This window comes from Yonghaparkia sp. Soil809, from assembly GCF_001429705.1.
Classification (GTDB): domain Bacteria; phylum Actinomycetota; class Actinomycetes; order Actinomycetales; family Microbacteriaceae; genus Microcella.
Map to the genome: position 1 here is coordinate 172,474 of NZ_LMSV01000001.1, position 19,120 is coordinate 191,593.

22 protein-coding genes are annotated in these 19,120 nt (G+C 72.5%); 5 read left to right on the top strand and 17 right to left on the bottom strand.

From position 1 onward, the window contains the following. The first annotated feature begins 81 nt into the window (after window positions 1-81). Window positions 82-753 (top strand): SIMPL domain-containing protein, encoded by a 672-nt coding sequence (locus ASG83_RS00860; RefSeq protein WP_055855975.1) that lies wholly within the window; start codon window positions 82-84, stop codon window positions 751-753. On the opposite strand, the gene ASG83_RS00865 is transcribed toward ASG83_RS00860, so the two are convergent. The 5 genes from ASG83_RS00865 to prfB all read right to left on the bottom strand — a co-directional run bounded on the left by ASG83_RS00865 (window position 750) and on the right by prfB (window position 5,722). Next, window positions 750-2,255 (bottom strand): MFS transporter, encoded by a 1,506-nt coding sequence (locus ASG83_RS00865; RefSeq protein ID WP_082598986.1) that lies wholly within the window; start codon window positions 2,253-2,255, stop codon window positions 750-752. The genes ASG83_RS00860 and ASG83_RS00865 overlap by 4 nt on opposite strands. Window positions 2,256-2,329: 74 nt before the next feature. Beyond that, window positions 2,330-2,806, bottom strand: coding sequence for an SsrA-binding protein SmpB (gene smpB / locus ASG83_RS00870; protein ID WP_055855978.1), 477 nt, complete (start codon window positions 2,804-2,806; stop codon window positions 2,330-2,332). Between the two features lie 81 nt (window positions 2,807-2,887). After that, window positions 2,888-3,802, bottom strand: coding sequence for a permease-like cell division protein FtsX (gene ftsX / locus ASG83_RS00875; protein ID WP_055855981.1), 915 nt, complete (start codon window positions 3,800-3,802; stop codon window positions 2,888-2,890). Next, on the bottom strand, window positions 3,799-4,548 hold the full coding sequence (gene ftsE, locus ASG83_RS00880) for a cell division ATP-binding protein FtsE (RefSeq protein WP_055855983.1): 750 nt from the start codon (window positions 4,546-4,548) through the stop codon (window positions 3,799-3,801). Before ftsE ends, ftsX begins: the two co-directional genes overlap by 4 nt. 64 nt (window positions 4,549-4,612) lie before the next feature. Continuing rightward, a complete protein-coding gene (gene prfB / locus ASG83_RS00885) occupies window positions 4,613-5,722 on the bottom strand; it encodes a peptide chain release factor 2 (protein WP_055855986.1) in 1,110 nt (369 codons plus the stop codon). A 59-nt stretch (window positions 5,723-5,781) separates the two neighbouring features. Between prfB and ASG83_RS00890 the strand changes: the two genes are divergently transcribed. Further along, the gene (locus ASG83_RS00890) at window positions 5,782-7,005 is read left to right on the top strand and encodes an MFS transporter (RefSeq protein WP_055855989.1); all 1,224 of its coding nucleotides are present in this window, start codon (window positions 5,782-5,784) and stop codon (window positions 7,003-7,005) included. A 21-nt stretch (window positions 7,006-7,026) separates the two neighbouring features. Here the strand turns inward: ASG83_RS00890 and ASG83_RS12840 are convergent, their stop codons facing one another. From ASG83_RS12840 to ASG83_RS00930, 9 genes are all read right to left on the bottom strand, one after another. Continuing rightward, a complete protein-coding gene (locus ASG83_RS12840; RefSeq protein ID WP_055855992.1) occupies window positions 7,027-8,319 on the bottom strand; it encodes an SDR family oxidoreductase in 1,293 nt (430 codons plus the stop codon). Between the two features lie 67 nt (window positions 8,320-8,386). Further along, window positions 8,387-9,073, bottom strand: a complete 687-nt coding sequence (locus ASG83_RS00900) for a Type 1 glutamine amidotransferase-like domain-containing protein (RefSeq protein ID WP_055855995.1) — start codon at window positions 9,071-9,073, stop codon at window positions 8,387-8,389. Window positions 9,074-9,101: 28 nt separating this feature from the next. Further along, on the bottom strand, window positions 9,102-9,584 hold the full coding sequence (locus tag ASG83_RS00905; protein ID WP_235451402.1) for a pilus assembly protein TadG-related protein: 483 nt from the start codon (window positions 9,582-9,584) through the stop codon (window positions 9,102-9,104). Next, the gene (locus tag ASG83_RS00910) at window positions 9,581-10,030 is read right to left on the bottom strand and encodes a hypothetical protein (RefSeq protein ID WP_055855998.1); all 450 of its coding nucleotides are present in this window, start codon (window positions 10,028-10,030) and stop codon (window positions 9,581-9,583) included. Before ASG83_RS00910 ends, ASG83_RS00905 begins: the two co-directional genes overlap by 4 nt. Next, window positions 10,005-10,355 carry a TadE family protein gene (locus ASG83_RS00915; protein ID WP_369813365.1) on the bottom strand — a complete coding sequence of 117 codons (351 nt, stop codon included), beginning with the start codon at window positions 10,353-10,355 and terminating at the stop codon, window positions 10,005-10,007. The genes ASG83_RS00910 and ASG83_RS00915 overlap by 26 nt, the downstream gene beginning before the upstream one ends. Window positions 10,356-10,390: 35 nt before the next feature. Continuing rightward, on the bottom strand, window positions 10,391-10,567 hold the full coding sequence (locus ASG83_RS12845) for a hypothetical protein (RefSeq protein ID WP_200932278.1): 177 nt from the start codon (window positions 10,565-10,567) through the stop codon (window positions 10,391-10,393). Window positions 10,568-10,657: 90 nt separating this feature from the next. Beyond that, window positions 10,658-11,596: a type II secretion system F family protein gene (locus tag ASG83_RS00920; protein WP_055856003.1), complete on the bottom strand. Its 939-nt coding sequence runs from the start codon at window positions 11,594-11,596 to the stop codon at window positions 10,658-10,660. Beyond that, window positions 11,593-12,453, bottom strand: coding sequence for a type II secretion system F family protein (locus tag ASG83_RS00925; RefSeq protein ID WP_055856007.1), 861 nt, complete (start codon window positions 12,451-12,453; stop codon window positions 11,593-11,595). The genes ASG83_RS00920 and ASG83_RS00925 overlap by 4 nt, the downstream gene beginning before the upstream one ends. Further along, window positions 12,450-13,676, bottom strand: coding sequence for a CpaF family protein (locus tag ASG83_RS00930; RefSeq protein ID WP_082514901.1), 1,227 nt, complete (start codon window positions 13,674-13,676; stop codon window positions 12,450-12,452). The genes ASG83_RS00925 and ASG83_RS00930 overlap by 4 nt, the downstream gene beginning before the upstream one ends. A 165-nt stretch (window positions 13,677-13,841) precedes the next feature. Between ASG83_RS00930 and ASG83_RS00935 the strand changes: the two genes are divergently transcribed. The 3 genes from ASG83_RS00935 (at window position 13,842) to ASG83_RS00945 (ending at window position 15,299) form a co-directional block, all read left to right on the top strand. Further along, window positions 13,842-14,063: a hypothetical protein gene (locus ASG83_RS00935; RefSeq protein WP_156376750.1), complete on the top strand. Its 222-nt coding sequence runs from the start codon at window positions 13,842-13,844 to the stop codon at window positions 14,061-14,063. 23 nt (window positions 14,064-14,086) lie between these two features. Continuing rightward, window positions 14,087-14,422 (top strand): hypothetical protein, encoded by a 336-nt coding sequence (locus ASG83_RS00940; protein ID WP_055856016.1) that lies wholly within the window; start codon window positions 14,087-14,089, stop codon window positions 14,420-14,422. Between the two features lie 100 nt (window positions 14,423-14,522). Then, the gene (locus tag ASG83_RS00945; RefSeq protein ID WP_055856019.1) at window positions 14,523-15,299 is read left to right on the top strand and encodes a ZIP family metal transporter; all 777 of its coding nucleotides are present in this window, start codon (window positions 14,523-14,525) and stop codon (window positions 15,297-15,299) included. A 24-nt stretch (window positions 15,300-15,323) separates the two neighbouring features. Here ASG83_RS00945 and ASG83_RS00950 read toward each other — a convergent pair whose 3' ends face one another. From ASG83_RS00950 to gabT, 3 genes are all read right to left on the bottom strand, one after another. Then, window positions 15,324-16,088 (bottom strand): type 1 glutamine amidotransferase, encoded by a 765-nt coding sequence (locus tag ASG83_RS00950; RefSeq protein ID WP_055856022.1) that lies wholly within the window; start codon window positions 16,086-16,088, stop codon window positions 15,324-15,326. A 101-nt stretch (window positions 16,089-16,189) separates the two neighbouring features. Further along, the gene (locus tag ASG83_RS00955) at window positions 16,190-17,650 is read right to left on the bottom strand and encodes an NAD-dependent succinate-semialdehyde dehydrogenase (RefSeq protein WP_055856025.1); all 1,461 of its coding nucleotides are present in this window, start codon (window positions 17,648-17,650) and stop codon (window positions 16,190-16,192) included. A gap of 70 nt (window positions 17,651-17,720) precedes the next feature. Then, entirely contained in the window at window positions 17,721-19,082 is a 1,362-nt protein-coding gene (gene gabT / locus ASG83_RS00960) for a 4-aminobutyrate--2-oxoglutarate transaminase (RefSeq protein WP_055856028.1), read from the bottom strand. Window positions 19,083-19,120 lie beyond the last annotated feature (38 nt).

Below are 19,120 nucleotides of genomic sequence, written 5' to 3' on the forward strand. Positions count from 1 at the left end.
CGGTGATGGCGCAGCCCTACAGTATAGCTCACCGCTGACGTTCCGCCCAGAGGCGGGTGCGGCCGCATCGAGGAGGAGCCCGTGACCGAGACCGTCATCACCGTGCAGGGCACGGCTCGCGCCGAGTACTCCCCCGAGCGCAGCATCCTGAGCTTCACGATCGCCGCCGACGGCCCCGACCGCGCCGACGCGGTCGAGCGCGTCACGGCGGCGCTCGACCGGGTGAGCGCCGCGATCGCCGACCGTCACGACGCGACGGCCGGGCCCGTGTCGGCGTGGTCGGCCGACCGCGTCTCGGTCACCGCGGGGCGCCCCTGGACGAACGACGGCTCCGTCGCCCCGATCGTGCACCGCGCCGCGGTCTCGGGCCGCGCGACCATCACCGGTCTCGACGCCCTGCCCGAGCTCGTCGAGGCGATCGCCGCGGAGGAGCTCGCGATGATCGACGGCCTCGAGTGGTCGCTCACGGAGGGCCGTCGCACGTCGGTGCTCACCGAGGTGCGCTCGCGCGCCGTGAAGGACGCCGTGACGAAGGCGACGATCTACGCGCAGAGCATCGGGCTCGGCAGCGTCCACGCCGTCGCCCTCGCCGACCCCGGCATGCTCGGCGACCCGGGCGCCGGCAGCGGCCCGCAGCCGCGCATGGAGCGCGTCGCGATGATGGCGTCGGATGCCCGGGGCGGCGCCTTCTCGCTTCGCCCCGAACCGATCGTGGTCGAGGTCGCCGTCGACGCCAGGTTCGTCGCCCGCTAGAGCGAGCCGGTGCGTCGCTCCCGCAGGTCGAGCAGCGCGAGCGCCAGCGCGGCGCCGACGAAGCCGAGGATGACGAGGGCCGCGTGCAGGAAGGCGTCCTGGTAGATGTCGACCCGGCCGCCCATCCCCTCCTCGGCGTAGATCGTGGCGTAGAAGGCGGCGGTGGCCGCCGCGATGCCGACCGCCGTGCCGGCGCGCTGGCCGACCTGCCCGATGGAGCCGGCGACGCCCGCGGAGGTGAGCGGGACATCCGCCAGGGTCAACGTCTGGTTGGGGGCGATGACGGCGCCGCCGCCCGCGCCGGCGAGCGCCATGAAGCCCGCGATCGCCCACGGAGAGACGCCTGCGGGGAGCAGGAACGCCGACGCGATCGTGCCCGCGAGGCCCGCGACGACGCCGAGGAGGCCCCAGACGACGACGGGGCGGCCGATCGTCGTCGCGACGCGGCCGCTGTACCAGGATGTGACGGCGGAGGCGAGGGCGAACGGGATCGTCACCATGCCCGCGTAGACCGGCTCGAGGGCGAGGCCGAACTGCAGGAAGAGCGAGAGGGTGAGGAAGGTGGCCGGGAGGGCGGCGAAGTAGGTCGTCGCGATGAGCGTGCCGTTGCGGTACGCGCCGATGCGGAAGAGCGCGAAGTCGACGATCGCAGCGCGACCGCGGGAGGTGTAGCGGCGCTCCCATGCGACGAACGCGGCGGCGAGCACGACGAAGGCCGCGAGCCACCACCAGCGGGCGGGGTCGTCATCGGGCGAGCCGGTCGTGAGCACGAACGGCAGCATGAGGCTCAGCACCGTGCCGCCGAGCAGCGCGGTGCCGAACAGGTCGAGGTCGCGCGGGCCGTGCGCGTCGGGCTGCGTGCGGGGCAGGAGCCTGTACGCGAAGGGGAAGAGGCCGATGACGAGCGGCACGTTCATCCAGAAGATGAGGCGCCAGCCGAGCTCGGGCCCGCCGACGCCGATGAGCAGGCCGCCGAGCGTCGGCCCGAAGGCCGTCGAGAGCCCGATGACGGCGCCGAAGATGCCGAAGGCGCGCCCGCGCGCGGCGCCCGTGAAGAGCTGCTGGGTGAGCCCGAGCACCTGCGGCATGAGCAGACCCGCCGAGACCCCCTGCAGGATGCGCGAGGCGGCGAGCAGCTCGACGGTCGGCGCGATCGCGCACAGCAGGCTCGCGATGAGGAACACGGCGAGGCCGACGAGGAACATGCGCCGCCGCGAGTGCAGGTCGCCGAACCGGCCGGAGGGGACGAGCACGATGCCGAAGGCGAGCACGTAGCCGGCGACGATGAGCTGGATCTGCGTGGGGCCCGCTCCGAACGCCTGCTCGATGGCGGGGATTCCCACGTTGACCTTCGACAGGTCGAGGATCGTGAGCGAGGCGACGGCGACCGCGACCGCGAAGGCCTGCCAGCGGGTGCGCTCGCTCACGCCATCCGCCCCGACCGCCTCACCGCCGGTCTCGGATGCGTCTGCGGGAGCGGGGGCGTCGGATCGTGCGGTCACGAGCGTCGAGCCTACGCCCGCCTCTCGGGCCCGACGCTCAGGGAGCGGCCAGGAGCCGCACCGCTCGCGCCGGCTCAGTCGCCGAGGTTCTTACGGCTCGACATCGCGCGCTCGGCCTCGCGCTTGTCCTGCCGCTCGCGCAGCGCGTGGCGCTTGTCGTACTCGCGCTTGCCCTTCGCGACGGCGAGCTCGACCTTCGCGCGGCCGTCGCTGAAGTAGATGCTGAGAGGGACGAGCGTGTAGCCGCCCTCCTTCGTCTTCTGGCTGATCTTGATGATCTGCGCCTTGTGCAGCAGCATCTTCCGCTTGCGGCGCGGCGGGTGGTTCGTCCACGTGCCCTGCGAGTACTCGGGGATGTGCACGGCGTCGAGCCACGCCTCGCCGCCGTCGATGAACCCGTAGCCGTCGACGAGGCTCGCGCGGCCCATGCGCAGCGACTTGACCTCGGTGCCGCTCAGCACGAGACCGGCCTCGAACGTGTCCTCGATCGTGTAGTCGTGGCGCGCCTTGCGATTGGTGGCGACGACCTTGCGACCCTGCTCCTTGGGCATTGCCATCACCTCCGGTTCGGCTGTCGGATGCTCACCGCGGGTGCGGGGCAGCCCTCCAGCATACCCGGCGAGGGTCGCGCGCTACACGCGCAGGTAGCGCGAGATGGCGACGTTCGCCGACAGGGCCGCGAGCAGCGCGCCGACCCCGAGCAGGACGGGGACGACGAGCAGCGCGTCGTCGAGCCCGACGAAGGAAGTCTGGGGCAGGGTCTCGGAGAGATAGCCCTGGACGAAGAACTGCACGATCGCGACCATCGCGCCGGCGGCGAGCACCGAGCCGATGAGCGCCGCGACGACGCCCTCGATCACGAACGGCGTCTGGATGAACCGGTTCGAGGCGCCCACGAGCCGCATGATGCCGAGCTCGCGCCGCCGCGAGAACGCCGAGAGCCGGATGGTCGTGGCGATCAGGAGGGCGGCCGCGACGAGCATGAGCGCAGCGATCCCGATCGCGGTGAAGCTGGAGGCGTTGAGGATGTCGAAGATCTGGTCGAGGTAGGAGCGCTGGTCGACGACGCTCTCGACGCCCGCGAGCCCGGAGAGGGCATCCGCCAGGATCTGGCTCTGGGTCGGGTCGACGAGGTTCACCCAGTACGCCTCGGTCATGAGCTCGGGCGTGACGAGGGAGGCGATCGCGTTGCCCTCGAACTGGTCCTGGAAGTTCTCGAACGCCTGCTGGCGGTCCTCGAAGTAGTACGCGTCGATGAAGGGCGCGAGGGTCTCCGACTCGAGCTGCGCCTCGACGGCGGCGACCTGCTCGGGCGTCGCAGCGGTCTGATCGCATGTGCCGACGCTCGAGAAGTCCGTGCAGAAGTAGACGGCCACCTGGGCGCGGTCGTACCAGTACGACTTCATCTGGTTGATCTGCGCCTGCAGGAGGATCGCGGTTCCGACGAAGGTGAGCGAGATGAACGTCACGAGCACGACGGAGACGACCATCGAGAGGTTGCGGCGGAGGCCCTGGCCGACCTCGCTGAGGACGAGCGCGAGCCTCATCGCAGCCCCTCCCTCGGGCCGGCGGCGGGGATGACGATGTCGGGCTGCACCTGCGGGATCGCCTGCGTCACGTAGCCGCCCCCGCGCTCGTCGCGCACGACGCGGCCGCCGACGAGCTCGACGACGCGGCGCTGGAGGCGGTCGACGATGCCGGCGTCGTGGGTCGCCATGAGCACGGTCGTCCCGTTGGCGTTGATGCGCTCGAGGAGCGTCATGATGCCCATGCTCGTCGTGGGGTCGAGGTTTCCGGTCGGCTCGTCCGCGAGGAGGATGGACGGCTTGTTGACGACGGCGCGCGCGATCGCGACGCGCTGCTGCTCGCCGCCGGAGAGCTCGTGCGGGAAGCGCTCTGCCTTGCCCTCGAGCCCGACCATCGCGAGGACGTCGGGGACGGCCTCGTGGATGAAGCCCTTGCTCTTGCCGATCACCTGCAGGGTGAAGGCGACGTTCGCGAAGACGGTCTTGTTCGGCAGGAGCCGGAAGTCCTGGAAGACGACGCCGAGGTTGCGGCGGAAGTACGGGATCTTCCGGCTGGAGATGCGGTTCAGATCCTGGCCGAGGACGTGGATCGAACCCGAGGAGGGGCGGTCCTCCTTCAGCACGAGGCGCAGCATGCTCGACTTGCCGGAGCCGGAGGCGCCGACCATGAAGACGAACTCGCCGCTGAGCACCTCGAGGCTGACGCTGTTGAGCGCCGGCTTCGCGGTTCCGCGGTAGACCTTGGTGACCTCGTCGAATCGAATCATCGCGCGTCAGCCTAGGCCGGGGCCACGAGGCCGCGAGGAGCGACACCCGGAAGCGGGAGGGCTCCTAGTCGTCCTGCGGGCGCTTGCGCCACTTGATGCCCGCGGCGATGAAGCCGTCGAGGTCGCCGTCGAACACCTTCGAGGGGTTGCCCTCCTCGTACTCGGTGCGCAGGTCCTTCACCATCTGGTAGGGCGCGAGCACGTACGAGCGCATCTGGTCGCCCCAGCTCGCCGTGATCGTGCCGGCGAGCTCCTTCTTCGTGGCCGCCTCCTGCTCCTTCTGGATGAGCAGCAGGCGCGACTGGAGGACGCGCATCGCGGCGGCCCGGTTCTGGATCTGGCTCTTCTCGTTCTGCATCGACACCACGGTCCCCGTCGGGAGGTGGGTGATGCGGACGGCCGAGTCGGTCGTGTTGACGCTCTGACCGCCGGGCCCGGAGGAGCGGAAGACGTCGACGCGGATGTCCGACTCGGGGATGTCGATCTCGGCGGTCTCCTCCATGAGGGGGATGACCTCGACCGCGGCGAAGCTCGTCTGCCTCTTTCCGGCGGCGCCGAACGGGCTCATGCGCACGAGGCGGTGCGTGCCGGCCTCGACGCTGAGCGTGCCGAAGGCGTAGGGCGCGTCGATCTGGAAGGTGGCGCTCTTGATGCCGGCCTCCTCCGCGTAGGAGGTGTCCATGACGGTCGCGGAGTAGCCGTGCTTCTCGGCCCAGCGCAGGTACATGCGCATGAGCATCTCGGCGAAGTCGGCGGCGTCGACGCCGCCCGCGCCGGAGCGGATCGTGACGACGGCAGGGCGGTCGTCGTACTCGCCGTCGAGGAGGGTCTGCACCTCCATGTCGCCGAGGGTCTTCTCGATCGCGTCGAGCTCGCTCGCGACCTCGGCCGTCGCGTCCTCGTCGTCGGCCTCCTTCGCCATCTCGAGCAGGACGTCGAGGTCGTCGAGGCGCTGCTCGAGCTCGGTGATGCGGCGCAGCTCGGTCTGGCGGTGGCTGAGGGCGCTCGTGATCTTCTGCGCCTTCTCGGTGTCGTCCCAGAGGTCGGGGGCGCTCGCCTGCTCGCTCAGCTCGGCGACGGCGGCCGCGAGGCCCTCGACGTTGACGACCGACTTGATGTCGCGGAAGGTGGAGCGGGCGGCGGCGATGCGCTCGGCGATGTCGAGTTCGATCATGTCGCACCCAGCCTACCCGCGGGGACGCGGGCGGAAGCGGGCGTAGCATCGGGCTCGAGATGTCGACCGACGAGCCCGCCTTCCGCTGGAGGACGATGGCCGCACCCGTGTTCGTGCCGTCGACGCTCTTCGTCATCGGCGAGGGCGCCATCCTCCCCGTCATCCCGGCCCTCGCCGGGCGCGTCGGCGCCGACCTCGCCGGCGCGGGGCTCGTCGCCGGGATGGTCGTCGTCGGAGTCCTGCTCGGCGACATCCCCGCCGGCTGGATCGTCGGCCGCCTCGGCGAGCGCGCGACGATGCTCGGGGCCTCGGCGCTCGCGGCGACGGGCGTGCTGCTCGCGATCATCGCCCCGAACGCCGTCGCTCTCGGCGCAGCCATGGCGATGATCGGCTTCGCGGCCGCCGTCTTCGGTCTCGCGCGCCACGCGCTGCTCACGAGCGTGGTCCCCGCCGCCTTCCGCGCTCGGGCGCTCTCGACCCTCGGCGGGTCCTTCCGGCTCGGCCTGCTCATCGGTCCGTTCGTCGCGGCGGGCGTCATCGCCCTGACCGGGGAGCTCACCTCGGTGCTGTGGTTCTCGCTCGTGATGTGCGCGGTCGTCGCGGCGAGCATCCTGCTGCTGCCCGACCCGGAGGGCATGCTCCACCACCGCTCGACGCCCGAGGGGGCCGAGCTCGGGCTCGGGGCCGTGTTCCGCACCATCGCGGCGCGACGCTCGGTGCTCGCGCGCCTCGGCGTCAGCGCGCTCACCATCGCGGCGACGCGGTCGGCGCGGCAGGTGATCCTGCCCCTGTGGGCGGCGAGCATCGGACTCGGCGGCGGCGAGACGGCGCTCATCATCGGCGTCGCGGGCGGCGTCGACTTCGCCCTGTTCTACCTCGGCGGCTGGCTCATGGACCGCTTCGGCCGCCTCTACACCGCGGTGCCCTCGATGATCGGCCTCGGGCTCGGGCTCATCGGCCTGGCTCTCTCGGCGGGGAGCTCCGACCCCGTCGCCTGGTTCGTCGCGGTCGCGCTGTGGCTGTCGCTCGCGAACGGCATCGGCGCCGGCGTCGTGATGACGATGGGCTCCGACCTCGCGGGCCGCGAGAACCCTGCGCCGTTCCTCAGCGCGTGGCGGTTCACGATGGATGCCGGGGGCGCGTCGGCCCCGCTGCTGCTGTCGGCGATCACCGCCGTCGCGAGCCTCTCCGTCGCTGCGGCCGCCCTCGGCGTCGTCGGGCTCGGCGGAGCGGTGCTGCTCGCCCGCTACATCCCGCGCCAGCTGCCGCGCGATGAGGGCTGAGGCGGGCGCTGGCCGTCCGGCTCAGCGGTGCTCGGCGTGCTCGGGCTGCTGGCCCTCGTCGTGCTGCTCGCCGTCGTGCTGCTCGCCGTCGTGCTGCTCGTGCTGCTCGCCGTCGTGCGGCTCGTGGGCCTCGCCCTCCTGCGGGGCATCGGACGACTCTCCCTCGTGGCCCGGCTCGACGAACGGCTCGGGGGCGACGTACTCGACGGCCTCGGCGTGGATGACCTCGGAGTCGTCGTCCTCCCCCGTCGGCGGGCTGGGCACGGACTCCGCGCTCTCCGCCGAATCGGCGCTCTCCACCGACGCGGGGCTCCCGACGGACGCGGCGCTGTCGACGGACGCGGCGCTGTCGACGGATGCGGGACTGTCAGCCGGCGCGCTGCTCGCCTGCTCGGCGGCGGGCTGCTCGAGCGTGGGCTGGTCGTCGGCGGCCGGTTCGGGAGCGGCCTGCTCGCCCTCGGCGGCGCCGGTCTCCGTCGCGGAGGAGGGCTCCGACGAGCTGTTCACGGGAGCGGATGCCTCGAGCGGCATCTGCGCGGCCATGCGCACGGCGGGGTGCGCACCGGTGTTCACATCGGCGGGCTCGACGGGGATCATCTCGGACTCGGCGGCCGGTACCTCGGTGAAGGCGCTCGAGGGGAGGTCCTTCTCGTCGGTGACGATCGCGGCGATGACGCGTCGCGCGACGCCCTCGGGCTCGTAGCCCGTGGGGAGCTTGGGGGCATCGCCGGCGATGGGGTGCCGGGAGAGCTCGGTCTCGGTGTGGCCGGGACGGGCATCCAGAACACGGATGCCCTGCCGGCGCAGCTCGCGGGCGGCGACCTGCTGGTAGACGGCGAGCGCCGACTTCACCGCGGAGTAGGCGCCGAGGCCGGACGTGGGCGACTCGCTCACGAGCCCGCTGAAGTTGACGATGAAGGGCGTGGAGCCCTCGGTCTTCGCCTCGGCGAGCGCGGGGGCCGCGGCGCGGACGATGCGCATGGGGGCGAGGGCGTTGACCTGCCAGAGCTCGTCGAGCACGTCGTCGCTCGTGTCGGCGATGGGGCCGAACGCGACGACGCCGGAGGCGTTGATGACGCCGTCGAGGCGGCCGTAGGCCATGACGGCGGTCGCGACGAGCGTGCGGGGCAGCTCGGGGTCGCGCAGGTCGCCGGCGATGGAGATCGCGCTGACGCCGAGCTCGTCGAGGGCCTCCTGCGAGCGACCGCTGAGGACGAGGTTCGCGCCCGCCTCGGCGAGCTGTCGAGCGAGGTGCCGACCCAATCCCCCGGTCGCGCCGAGGATGAGGATCGAAGAGCCAGCCAGTTCAGCCATGGAAGCAACCTAACCACACCATTCCGGGGGGCGCGCGCCGATCGGTTCGGGGGGGGCGGACGGGGGCTCAGCCGGCGTTCAGGAGCACCCAGTCGCCTTCGGAGACGACGCGCTCGTTCCCGTCGACGACGACGATCGCGGTCTCGTCGTCGATCGCGTACGTCGGGACGGGGATCATGGAGGCCCACTTCTCGATGTTCGCGAGCGCCGTGTCCTCCATGTCCGGGTCGTTCAGGTGCGGATACAGGGTGAAGTCGACGAGACCGAGCGCGCGGTCGGCGCCCTGCGCCATGTCGCTGCCGTCGGGGACGAACTCCCGGTCGAACTCGGCATCGCAGTTGTAGGGAGTGACGGTGATGCTGCCGGCGCTCACGCCGACGTAGACGAGGTCGAGAGCGGGGAGCAGGTCCGCGAGGCCGGACTCGCGCATCCAGTGCGTGAGGTAGAGGACGTCGCCGCCCCAGACGAGGAGGGCGTCGGCCTCCTCGACGGCGGGGACCCAGTTCTCCCTCCGGATGGTCGGGAGCGCCGTGAGCTCGAGCACACCCATCGACTTCCAGCCCAGGGCGGTCAGCGGGACGCCCTCCTTGCCGGTGATCGCCTCCCACGCGCTCGCCGTCCCGCCCGGGAAGGGGTGCACCCCGGTCGGCACGACGAGGGCGCGCGACTCGGAGACCGGCTTGCCGAGCAGGTCGGTCAGCGCGTCCGCGATGCTCGCATTCCTGATGCCGGAGGACGTGAGGAGGAACTTCATGGGAGACCGTTTCTCGTCGGCGTGGTGATCATCGTGCCACGACGCTCCTGGCCTCGGCGGACACGTCGATGCGAATCCCCTCCGGGACGAACAGCGTGACGATCGGCGGCCTCCAGTACGACGACAGACTCACGACGGCGGTCGCCCCGTCGTCGGTCGCGGCGCGCTCGAGCCGCACATCCTCGAGCCCGCCCAGCGGCGCCTCGCGCAGGTAGGCGACCACGTCGCGCGCGACGGCCGCGGAGGTGAGGCGCGGCCGCAGCTCCTCCCCCACGAGCTGGACGTCGTCGAGGGCGAACGACTCGGCGCCGACGAGCGCGGCTCCATCCGCGAGCGAGAGCAGTCGCTTGCGCTCCAGATAGAGGGAGGTGGCGGCCGTCACGAGCAGCACGACGACCAGACCGAGGCTCGCGAAGCCGGCGATGAGCGGGAGTATCGAGCCGTCGTCACAGCGCCGCAGAGCCCGGATGACCGCGGTGCGCTCGTTCGCGCGGACCCGCGGCGCGCTCACGGTCGTCCCCCGAATCGCGACACCTGCTGGGTGGCCGACGCCTCGAGCGGCACGGCGAGCGGGGCGCGGACATCCAGCAGCGGCGGCACGAGCGGGAGCGGCACGCGGGCATCGATGCGCACGGTCACCCAGCTGCGGCGGGCGAGGCAGTCGGCGGGCGCGGGCGTGCAGGTGATCGTCACGCGCGTCTCGGCGCTCACGCCGTGGTCCGCGAGGGCGAGTTCGAGCGCTCGCGCGGCGCCCTCCTCCCCCGCCTCCACCGACGGCGCCTGGACGAAGACACGGGCGGCCTGGCGCGCGGCGCCCTCCGTCGCGAGAGCGGCGGACTGCACGGTCGCGACGAGGACCACCAGGTACACGATCGGCACGAGCAGGAGGATGCCCGCGGTGAGGAACTCGATCGACGCCGAGCCCGCGTCGTCAGTCGCGGGGCTCGATCGCCGCACGACCCGACACCTCCAGCCCCTCGTCGAGTCCGGCCAGGCCGAGCAGCGGCAGCGGGGCGCGCACCGTGATCACGACCACCGGAGCGCCCGCGTACTCGCTCGTCGTGGCGGTCACGGCGCGGGCGTATGCGGGCCCGAGAGCGGTCGAGATGAGGTCGCGGGTGCGATCGACGCCGGCGTCGAGCGTGGTGTCGGCGAGGGAGGCGTGCCGAGCGCCCTCGGCCGCCGCGTCGATGAGGGTGGAGCGGATGTGCGAGGCCAGGGCGACCTGCAGAACGGACACGGCGACGAGCGTGAGGAGCGTGCCGACGAGCACGAACTCCACCGGAGCCGAACCGCGATCATCGCGCCCCGCGCGCATCAGAAGCCGGTGACCCGATCGATGGCCTGCTGGAACACCCCGCTCAGAGCCGGACCAGCGAGAGCCCAGATGACGATCACGAGCCCCGCGGTCATCAGGGTGATGAGCACCCAGCCGGGAACGTCGCCGCGCTCCTCGGACCGCAGGCGGGAGGTGAGAGTCGTCCAGCGGGACATGATGGATCCTTTCGTTCGATGGCCGCCGACAGGATGCGCATCCGCGCACGAGAGCGACGAGGGCTGTCCACAGGCTGAGCAGGGGCGCGATCACAGCCCCACCTGCAGGACCATGAGCCCCGGCCAGACCGCGAACAGGACGGTGACCGGGAGGATGAGGAACACGAGAGGGACGAGCATCGCGACCTCGCGGGTGCCCGCGGCCTCGAGGATGTGCCGCTTGGACTCCTCGCGCGCGTCGAGGGCGTGCGCCCGCAGCACCTCCGCCAGAGGCGTGCCGCGTTCGAGCGCGGCGAGGATCTGGTCGACGAGCCGCGACACCGCGGGCATCGCGAGGTCGTCGCGCAGCTCGGCGAGCGCGCGGGGCAGCGGCTGACCGGCGGCCGCGCGGGAGACCACCCGCGCGAACTCACCGGCGAGCTCCCCCGAGCCGGTCGCGGCGATGCGGCGCAGCGCGTCGAGGATCGACTCCCCCGCGGAGACGCTCAGGGCGAGGAACTCGACGACCGTGGGGAACTCCTGCGTCATGCGCGAGACGCGTCGAGCGGCCGCCCGCGCGAGCAGAGCATCCGTCGCACCGATGCCGGCGATGGCACCCGCCACCAGGCCGGCGATCCCGATGGGGATGAGGACGCCGCCGTCGCGTCCGGCGAGGAGAGCGGCGCCGGCGCCGGCAGCACCCCCCAGAGCCGCGCCGAGGAGCTGCCGGGCGCGATGGCTCTGGAGCGTCGCCTCCGAACCCGACTGGCGCAGCCTCGTGCGGATGACCGTCGCGCCGCCGAGAACCGAGTCGAGCGTGCGGCCGAGGGCGTCCGCGAGGGGCGCGACCATCGCTCCGAGCAAGGGGAGCGGGTCGGAGCTCCGGGGCCTCGTCATCGCGCGCGCCTCGCTCGAGACGTCGACGAGGTACGGAGCCAGTCGCGCGGTGAGGCGAGGTCGTCCGAGGCGAGGAGCGAGGCTCGCGAGCAGCCACAGCCCGGTGCCGAGAGCCGCGCCCACGAGGGCCGCGAGCGCGAGGGTCGGCGTCATCGGAACCACCGCCCCTCCTCCGGCAGCCGCCCGAGAGCGATCATCAGCCGGTACGCGACGAGGGTCACTCCGAGTCCGACGAGGACAAGAGCCGCACCGCCCGCCGAGTTGTAGGCGGCCGCGGCCTCCGGCCGCGTGCTGAGAAGGAGGAGCACGGCCCACGGCGCGGCGACGCCGAGGCGCGCGGCATTGCGCACCCACGACTGCCGCGCCTCCACCTCGGCGCGCACCGCGGCGTCGGTCCGGAGGTACTGCGCGAGCGAGCGCAGCACCCCGGGCAGCTCGGTGCCGCCGACCTCGCGCGCCATCCGCAGCGTCTCGATGATCCTGTCGGCGACGGGATCGGCGAGCGCCTCCTTGAGGTCGTCGAGCGCCTCCCCGAACTGCGCCGTCCGGGCGTACTCGCGTCGGAAGTCGCGGAACGGCGCGCGAACGGCGTCCGGTGCCGACTCCGCGAGGGAGCCGATCGCCTCCGGCAGTCCGAGACCGGCGCGGATGCCCGACACGAGATGGTCGACGACATCGGGCCAGACCTGCCGCAGCGCTCGGCGCCGCGCCGCCGCCCGCGCCCGGAGCGCGACGATCGGCAGACTCGCCGCGACCAGCCCGGCGACCGGGGCCAGCGCGGCGACGGGCACGAGCAGGAGGGTCCCGGCGGCGCCGACCACCCCCACGAGCGCGACGATGCCGACCAGGGCGAGCGGACTGGCGTGGACGAGCCCCGCGCGGGCGAGGAGCTCGGCGAGCGGTCGCAGCGCGCCGCGCGAGGCCGGGCCGCCCTCGCGCACCGGCCAGAGCCACGGCGAGGCGATGAGGAGGACCCCTGCTGCCATGAGCAGGGCGGCGATGAGGGTCATGCGGCCCCCGTGACGAGCCGCGGATCGAGGCCGACCGCGGCGAACTTCTCGCCGCGGGCGGGCACGGCACCGGTCGGCTCGAGGCGCCCGCCGACGCGGTGGAAGATCGTGTCGACCGCGATGCGCCCCTCCTCGAGCGCGCCGGTCGGCGCGACGATCTCCGCCACGCGGCGCTGGCCGCCCGCCACGAGCTCGCAGTGGACGACGAGGTCGATCGCGCTCGCGACCGTCGGCACGACGAACGACGCGTCGATGTTGCGGCCCGCGAGCAGCGGCAGGGTGGAGAGCTTGATGAGGGCGTCACGAGCGCTGTTGGCGTGAAGGCTGCAGGCGCCGGGAAGGCCGCTGTTGAGGGCGATCAGGAGGTCGAGGGACTCGGCCTCGCGCACCTCGCCGACCACGAGGCGGTCCGGGCGCATCCGCAGGGCCTCTTTGATCAGACGACGGAGGGAGATCTCCCCGGTGCCCTCGAGATTCGGGCTGCGGCACTGCATCGCGACGCAGTCCAGGGCGTGGAGGTCGAGCTCGAAGGTCTCCTCGACCGTCACGATGCGCTCCCGAGGGCGCGCACCGGCCAGGAGCGCGCCGAGCATCGTCGTCTTGCCCGACTGCGTCGCCCCCGACACGAGGATGTTGCAGCCGGCGAGGACGCTCATCCGGAGGAACTCCGCCGCCTGCGGCGTGAGGGTCCCGAGCTCGACGAGCCGGGAGAGGTCGCCGATGCGCTGCGAGAACTTGCGGACGTTGACCGCCCAGTGCGAGCGGGTCACGTCGGGGATCACGACGTGCAGGCGCGAGCCGTCGGGGAGCGAGGCGTCGACGAACGGCGAGCTGAGGTCGACGCGGCGACCGGTGGCCTGGAGCATGCGCTCGACGAGGGTGCGCACCTGCTCGTCGGTGAGCCGGACGTCGGTGCGCTCGCTCACGCCCGCGCGAGCGATGAAGACGGCGTCGGGGCGGTTGATCCAGATCTCCTCCACGCTCGGGTCGTCGAAGAAGGGCTGGAGCGGGCCGTAGCCGGTGAGGCCGGCGAGCACCTGGCCGAAGGCGTGCGCCTCGTCGGCGATCTGCGGCAGGGAACCGGCGAGCGAGCGCTCGGCGTACGACCGGAGCTCCTCGCGGACGAGCCGCTCGGCCGCGTCGGGATCTCGATGCAGGTCGAGTCGCTCGCTGCGCACTCGCTCGCGGACCCGGTCGGTGATGGCGGAGACGGCGGTCGACATGCGCGACATGGTCGCCCGAAGCAGGCGGGCATCCGTCGCTTTTTCCACAGTCGTTCCGGTCTTCTCCCAGGATGGAGAAAACCCGTGCGTTCTACGCGCGGATGTGCTGTTATTGACCATTCCCCGCTTTTCCCCGCTGGCCCCCACTCCCCCGAGGTGCACATCATGAGCGCGTTCGCGACGACGACGACGGAGGCGATCGAGCTCGATCTGAGCGGCCTCACGAGCGTGCTCGCGGTCGTCCTCGCCATCGGGGTCGTGGTGCTCATGGTGTGGATGTGGCGCATCGGGAACCTGCTCGAATCGGCCGTCGAGCCGGGCGCCGAGCCGGTGACCGACCACTCCTCGCCCGCCGTGTCGGCCGTCCCCGACAGGGCGGCGCACTGACCGGAGCCGTGGCGCCGCACACCATGACTCCGCACGATCCGCGCACCCTCACCGTCGAAGAGTTCCGCCGCCGCGAGGCCGCCCTGCGCCGCGGGTACCCGATCGCCCTCGCCGTGGGGCTCACGGGCGCCGCGATCACCCTCGTCGTCTGGGCCATCGCGACCGGGCGCACCCTCACCCTCGTCGGGCTCTCCGGCGCCCCCACCCCGGCGCGGCTGGCGGAGGCGATCACGGCCGACTCGCTCGAGGCCGAGCTGCTGCTGATCGGGGCCGCGCTCGTGTGGCTCGCGACCATCATCGCCATCGTCACGTCCAACCGGCTGTCACGCCTCCGATCGCGCGCCGCGAGGCGACGCTGACGGATCGCGCTCGTCGTCGGCCGGCCTGGCCCTAGGCTGGGCGCGTTCCGCACCGCCGGCGCTCGCCGTCGGGGCACCGCCATCGGACCCGGGAGGCCGCATGCTCGACGTGCTCATCGCCGCGGCCGCGGGGCTCGGCGCCGCGAGCTTCCTGCTCGTCGGCGCCGCGATCGGCTGGTTCGCCCGCGTGCCCGCGAACGTCGTCGCCGGCATCATGGCGTTCGGCGCCGGCGCGCTCATCTCGACCCTCGCCTTCGAGCTCGTGCTCGAGGCGCACAAGACGGGAGGGCTCGGTGCGACGCTCGGCGGTTTCCTGCTCGGGGCGATCATCTTCGTCATCGCCGACCTGCTGCTGGCACGGCAGGGCGCCCGCGCGCGGAAGCGATCGATCGCCCTGCAGAGCGAGCCGGGCATCCACGCGCACCCCGCCGCCCGGGCGAGCACGACCGTCGGCCTGGCGGTCGCCGTCGGGGCCCTGCTCGACGGCGTGCCCGAGAGCCTCGTGCTCGGCCTGTCGCTCGCCGAGGGCGGCGTGGTGAGCCTGCCCATCCTCGTCGCGGTCGCCGTCTCGAACCTGCCGGAGGGACTCGGGAGCGCCGCGGGCATGCGCCACGAGGGCCGCAGCGCTCGCTACGTCTTCGGGGTGTGGGGCGGCATCGTGCTCGCCTCCGGCATCGCCGCCGCGCTCGGCTTCGCACTGCTCGCGAACGCCCCGGTCGAGGTCATCGCCGCCGTCACGACCGTCGCCGCCGGCGGGATCCTCGCCATGGTCGCGAACACGATGATCCCCGAGGCGTTCGCCGCCGACCGCTCGCTCACCGGGCTGTGGGCGGCGCTCGGCTTCGCGCTCTCGTTCGCCCTCACGCAGCTGGGCTGAGCGACCGGGCGTCGGATGCCCGGCTCAGGCCTCCGCGAAGCGACGCACCTCGCGCGCGAAGGCCGCACCGACCGCGTGCGCGCGCTCGCGGTAGGCGAGCCACTTCTCGTGGCTCAGCGCCTCCTGCCGCTCCGGGTCGGCGCCGACGCGCTCGAAGCCGGAGCGGTCGCCGGCGATCCACGCGAGCTGGGTCGCGAGGCCCACCTCGAGGTGGAACTGCAGACCCCACGCGCACTCCCCCACGCGGAAGGCCTCGATGATGCCGTCGGTCTCTCCGAGCAGCGTCGCGCCGGCCGGGAGCTCGAACGAGTCGAAGTGGTAGTGGAAGACGTCGAGACCGCCGTCGGCGTCGCTCTCGGCCGCGAGCGGGGCGACGACCGGGTCGAGTGCGGCCTCCGGCGTCGGCGTCACGCGGGTCCAGCCGAGCTCGGGCACGGGCGACGGGCGGAACGCGGCGCCGGCCGCGGCGGCGAGCAGCTGGGCGCCGAAGCAGAGCCCGAGGACGGGCATCCGCCGCGTTAACGCCTGCTGCATGAGCGCCTTCTCGACCGGCATCCACTCCTTCTCGGCCTCGTCGCGGACCCCCGCGTAGGCGCCGAGGGAGATGAGGCCGCTGAAGCCGTCGAGGGTCGCGGGTGCGCCGTCGGGGACGCGCCCGGCATCCCACATGACGATGCGGATGCCCGCCTCGGCGAGGGGTGGTGCGAGCTCGCCGAGGTTGTCGTCGACGTCGTGCTGGATGACGAGGACGGCGGGCTGCGCTGCGGGCTGCGAGTCGGGCACGGTCATGCTCCTCACCGTACGGGGCCGGGTGGCGGCCGGAGAGAGATCCGCCGCCGGGCGGCCACCACAGCGCCCGGCGGCGGAAACCGATGATTCCGCGAGGAGGCTTACGCCTTCGGGATGAACGTGTACTTGGTCGTGAGGTACTCGTCGATGCCCTCGAGCGAGCCCTCGCGGCCGATGCCCGACTGCTTGACCCCGCCGAAGGGGGCCGCGGCGTTGGAGATGACGCCCGCGTTGAGGCCCATCATGCCGGTCTCGAGGCGGTCGATCATGCGCATGCCGCGTGCGAGATCCTGCGTGTAGACGTAGCTGATCAGGCCGTACTCGGTCGCGTTGGCGAGCTCGACCGCCTCGTCCTCCGTCTCGAACGGCACGATCGCGAGCACCGGCCCGAAGATCTCCTCGCTCAGCAGGCGCGTGCCGGGCTGCACGCCCGTGAGCACCGTCGCGGGGTAGAACGAGCCGGCGCGGTCGGGGATGACGCCGCCGGTCGTGACGGTCGCGCCCTTCGCGACGGCGTCCTCGACGAGCTCGTGCGAACCCTTCACGGCGTTGTCGTCGACGAGCGGACCGATCTGCACGCCCTCCTCGGTGCCGCGGCCCATCCGCATGGCGGCCACGCGCTCGGTGACGCGGCGACCGAACTCGTCCGCGACGGACGACTGGACGAGGATGCGGTTCGCCGCCGTGCAGGCCTGGCCGATGTTGCGGAACTTGGCCAGCAGGACGCCATCGATCGCCTTGTCGAGATCGGCATCCTCGAACACGACGAAGGGGGCGTTGCCGCCGAGCTCCATCGAGGTGCGCAGGATCCCGTCGGCGGCCTGCTTCATGAGCATGCGCCCGACCTCGGTCGACCCGGTGAAGCTCAGCTTGCGCAGGCGGGGGTCGGCGATGATCTCGGCCGACAGGGCCCCCGACTTCGCGGTCGTGACGACGTTGACGACTCCGGCGGGCAGCCCGGCGTCCTCGAGCGTCTTGACAAAGTACATCGTCGTGAGCGGCGTGAGCGCCGCGGGCTTGATGATCGAGGTGCAGCCGGCGGCGAGCGCGGGCGCGATCTTGCGGGTCGCCATCGCGAGCGGGAAGTTCCACGGCGTGATGAGGAAGGACGGGCCGACGGGCGCGTGCGAGACGACGATCTGGCCGGTGCCCTCGGGGTTCTGCCCGAAGCGGCCGGTGATGCGCACGGCCTCCTCGCTGAACCAGCGCAGGAACTCCGCGCCGTACGTGACCTCGCCGCGCGACTCGGCGAGCGGCTTACCCATCTCGAGCGTCATGAGCAGCGCGAACTCGTCCGCGCGCTCGATGACGAGGTCGAAGGCGCGGCGCAGCAGCTCGCCGCGCACGCGCGGGGCGGTCGCGGCCCAGCTCGCCTGGGCGTTCGCGGCGGCGTCCATCGCGCGCTTGCCGTCGGCGACCGACGCGCTCGCGATCTCGACGAGCGTCTCGCCCGTGCTCGGGTCGGTGACGGCCATGGTCGCGCCGCCCTCGGCGTCGATCCACTGCCCGTCGATGTAGAGCCCGCGGGGCACCTTGGCGAGGAGGTCTGCTTCGCTGATCATGTCGTTTCCCTGATCTTCCTTATGGGGGGATGCGGTGGTGGCGATCCGCGGTTCGGTCTCGAGAGTGGCCCTAGGCGGCGTTCGCGGCAAGGGCCTCGGCGATGACGCCGATGCCCTCCCGCAGCAGCGCGTCGCTGATCGAGAGCGGCGGCAGCAGGCGGATGACGTTGCCGTCGGTGCCGCACGTGAGCACGATGACGCCCTGGGCGTGGCAGTGCTTGGCGACGCGGCCGGTGAGGGCGGCGTCGGGGCGGCCGTGGGCGTCGACGAGCTCGATCGCCATCATGGCGCCGCGACCGCGGATGTCGCCGATGCGCGCGTCGCGCGACTGCAGCGCCGTGAGCTCGTCGCGGATGATCCCCTCGAGCTCGCGAGCCCGCGCGAGCAGGTCGTGCTCGTCGTAGGCGCGCAGGGTGCCGAGAGCCGCGGCCGTGGCGATGGGGTTGCCGCCGTACGTGCCGCCGAGCCCGCCCGCGTGCGGCGCATCCATGATCTCGGCGCGCCCGGTGACGGCCGAGAGCGGCAGGCCGCCCGCGATGCCCTTCGCCATGACGACGAGATCCGGCACGATGCCCTCGTGCTCGCTCGCGAGCATGTCGCCGGTGCGCGCGAAGCCGGTCTGCACCTCGTCGGCGATGAAGACGACGCCGTTCGCGTTCGCCCACGCCTGCAGCGCGGGGAGGAACCCGGGCGCGGGGACGATGAAGCCACCCTCGCCCTGGATGGGCTCGATGATGATCGCGGCGAGGCGGTCGGTGCCGATCTGGCGGTCCATCATGTGGATGGCGCGCTCGGCCGCCTCGGCCCCGCTGAGGCCGTCGCGGAACGGGTACGACATCGGCGCGCGGTACACGTCGGGCGCGAAGGGGCCGAAGCCGGCCTTGTAGGGCATCGCCTTCGCGGTGAGCGCCATGGTGAGGTTGGTGCGGCCGTGGTAGCCGTGGTCGAACGCGACGACGGCGCTCTTGCCGGTGTAGTGGCGCGCGATCTTGATCGCGTTCTCGACGGCCTCGGCGCCGGAGTTGAACAGCGCCGTGCGCTTCTCGTGGTCGCCCGGCGTGAGCCGGTTGAGCGCCTCGGCCACCTCGACGTAGCCGTCGTAGGGCGTGATGGTGAAGCACGTGTGGGTGAAGCGGCGCACCTGCTCGATGACGGCCTCGGTGACGAAGGGGTCGGCGTTGCCGACGGTCGTCACGGCGATGCCGGAGCCGAGGTCGATGAGGCTGTTGCCGTCGGCGTCGACGACGACTCCCCCGCCCGCGGCGACGGCGAAGACGGGCATCATCGTGCTCACGCCGGAGGCGACGGCGGCGGTCTTGCGCGCCATGCGGGCCTGCGACTCGGGGCCGGGGATCGCGGTGACGAGGCGGCGCTCCTGGGGCAGCGAGGGCCCGCCGGCGAGGGACTCGGGCGCAGTGACGGTCATGCTCATGACGGCCAGCGTAGGGCGGGGGCTCGCGATCGCGGCTG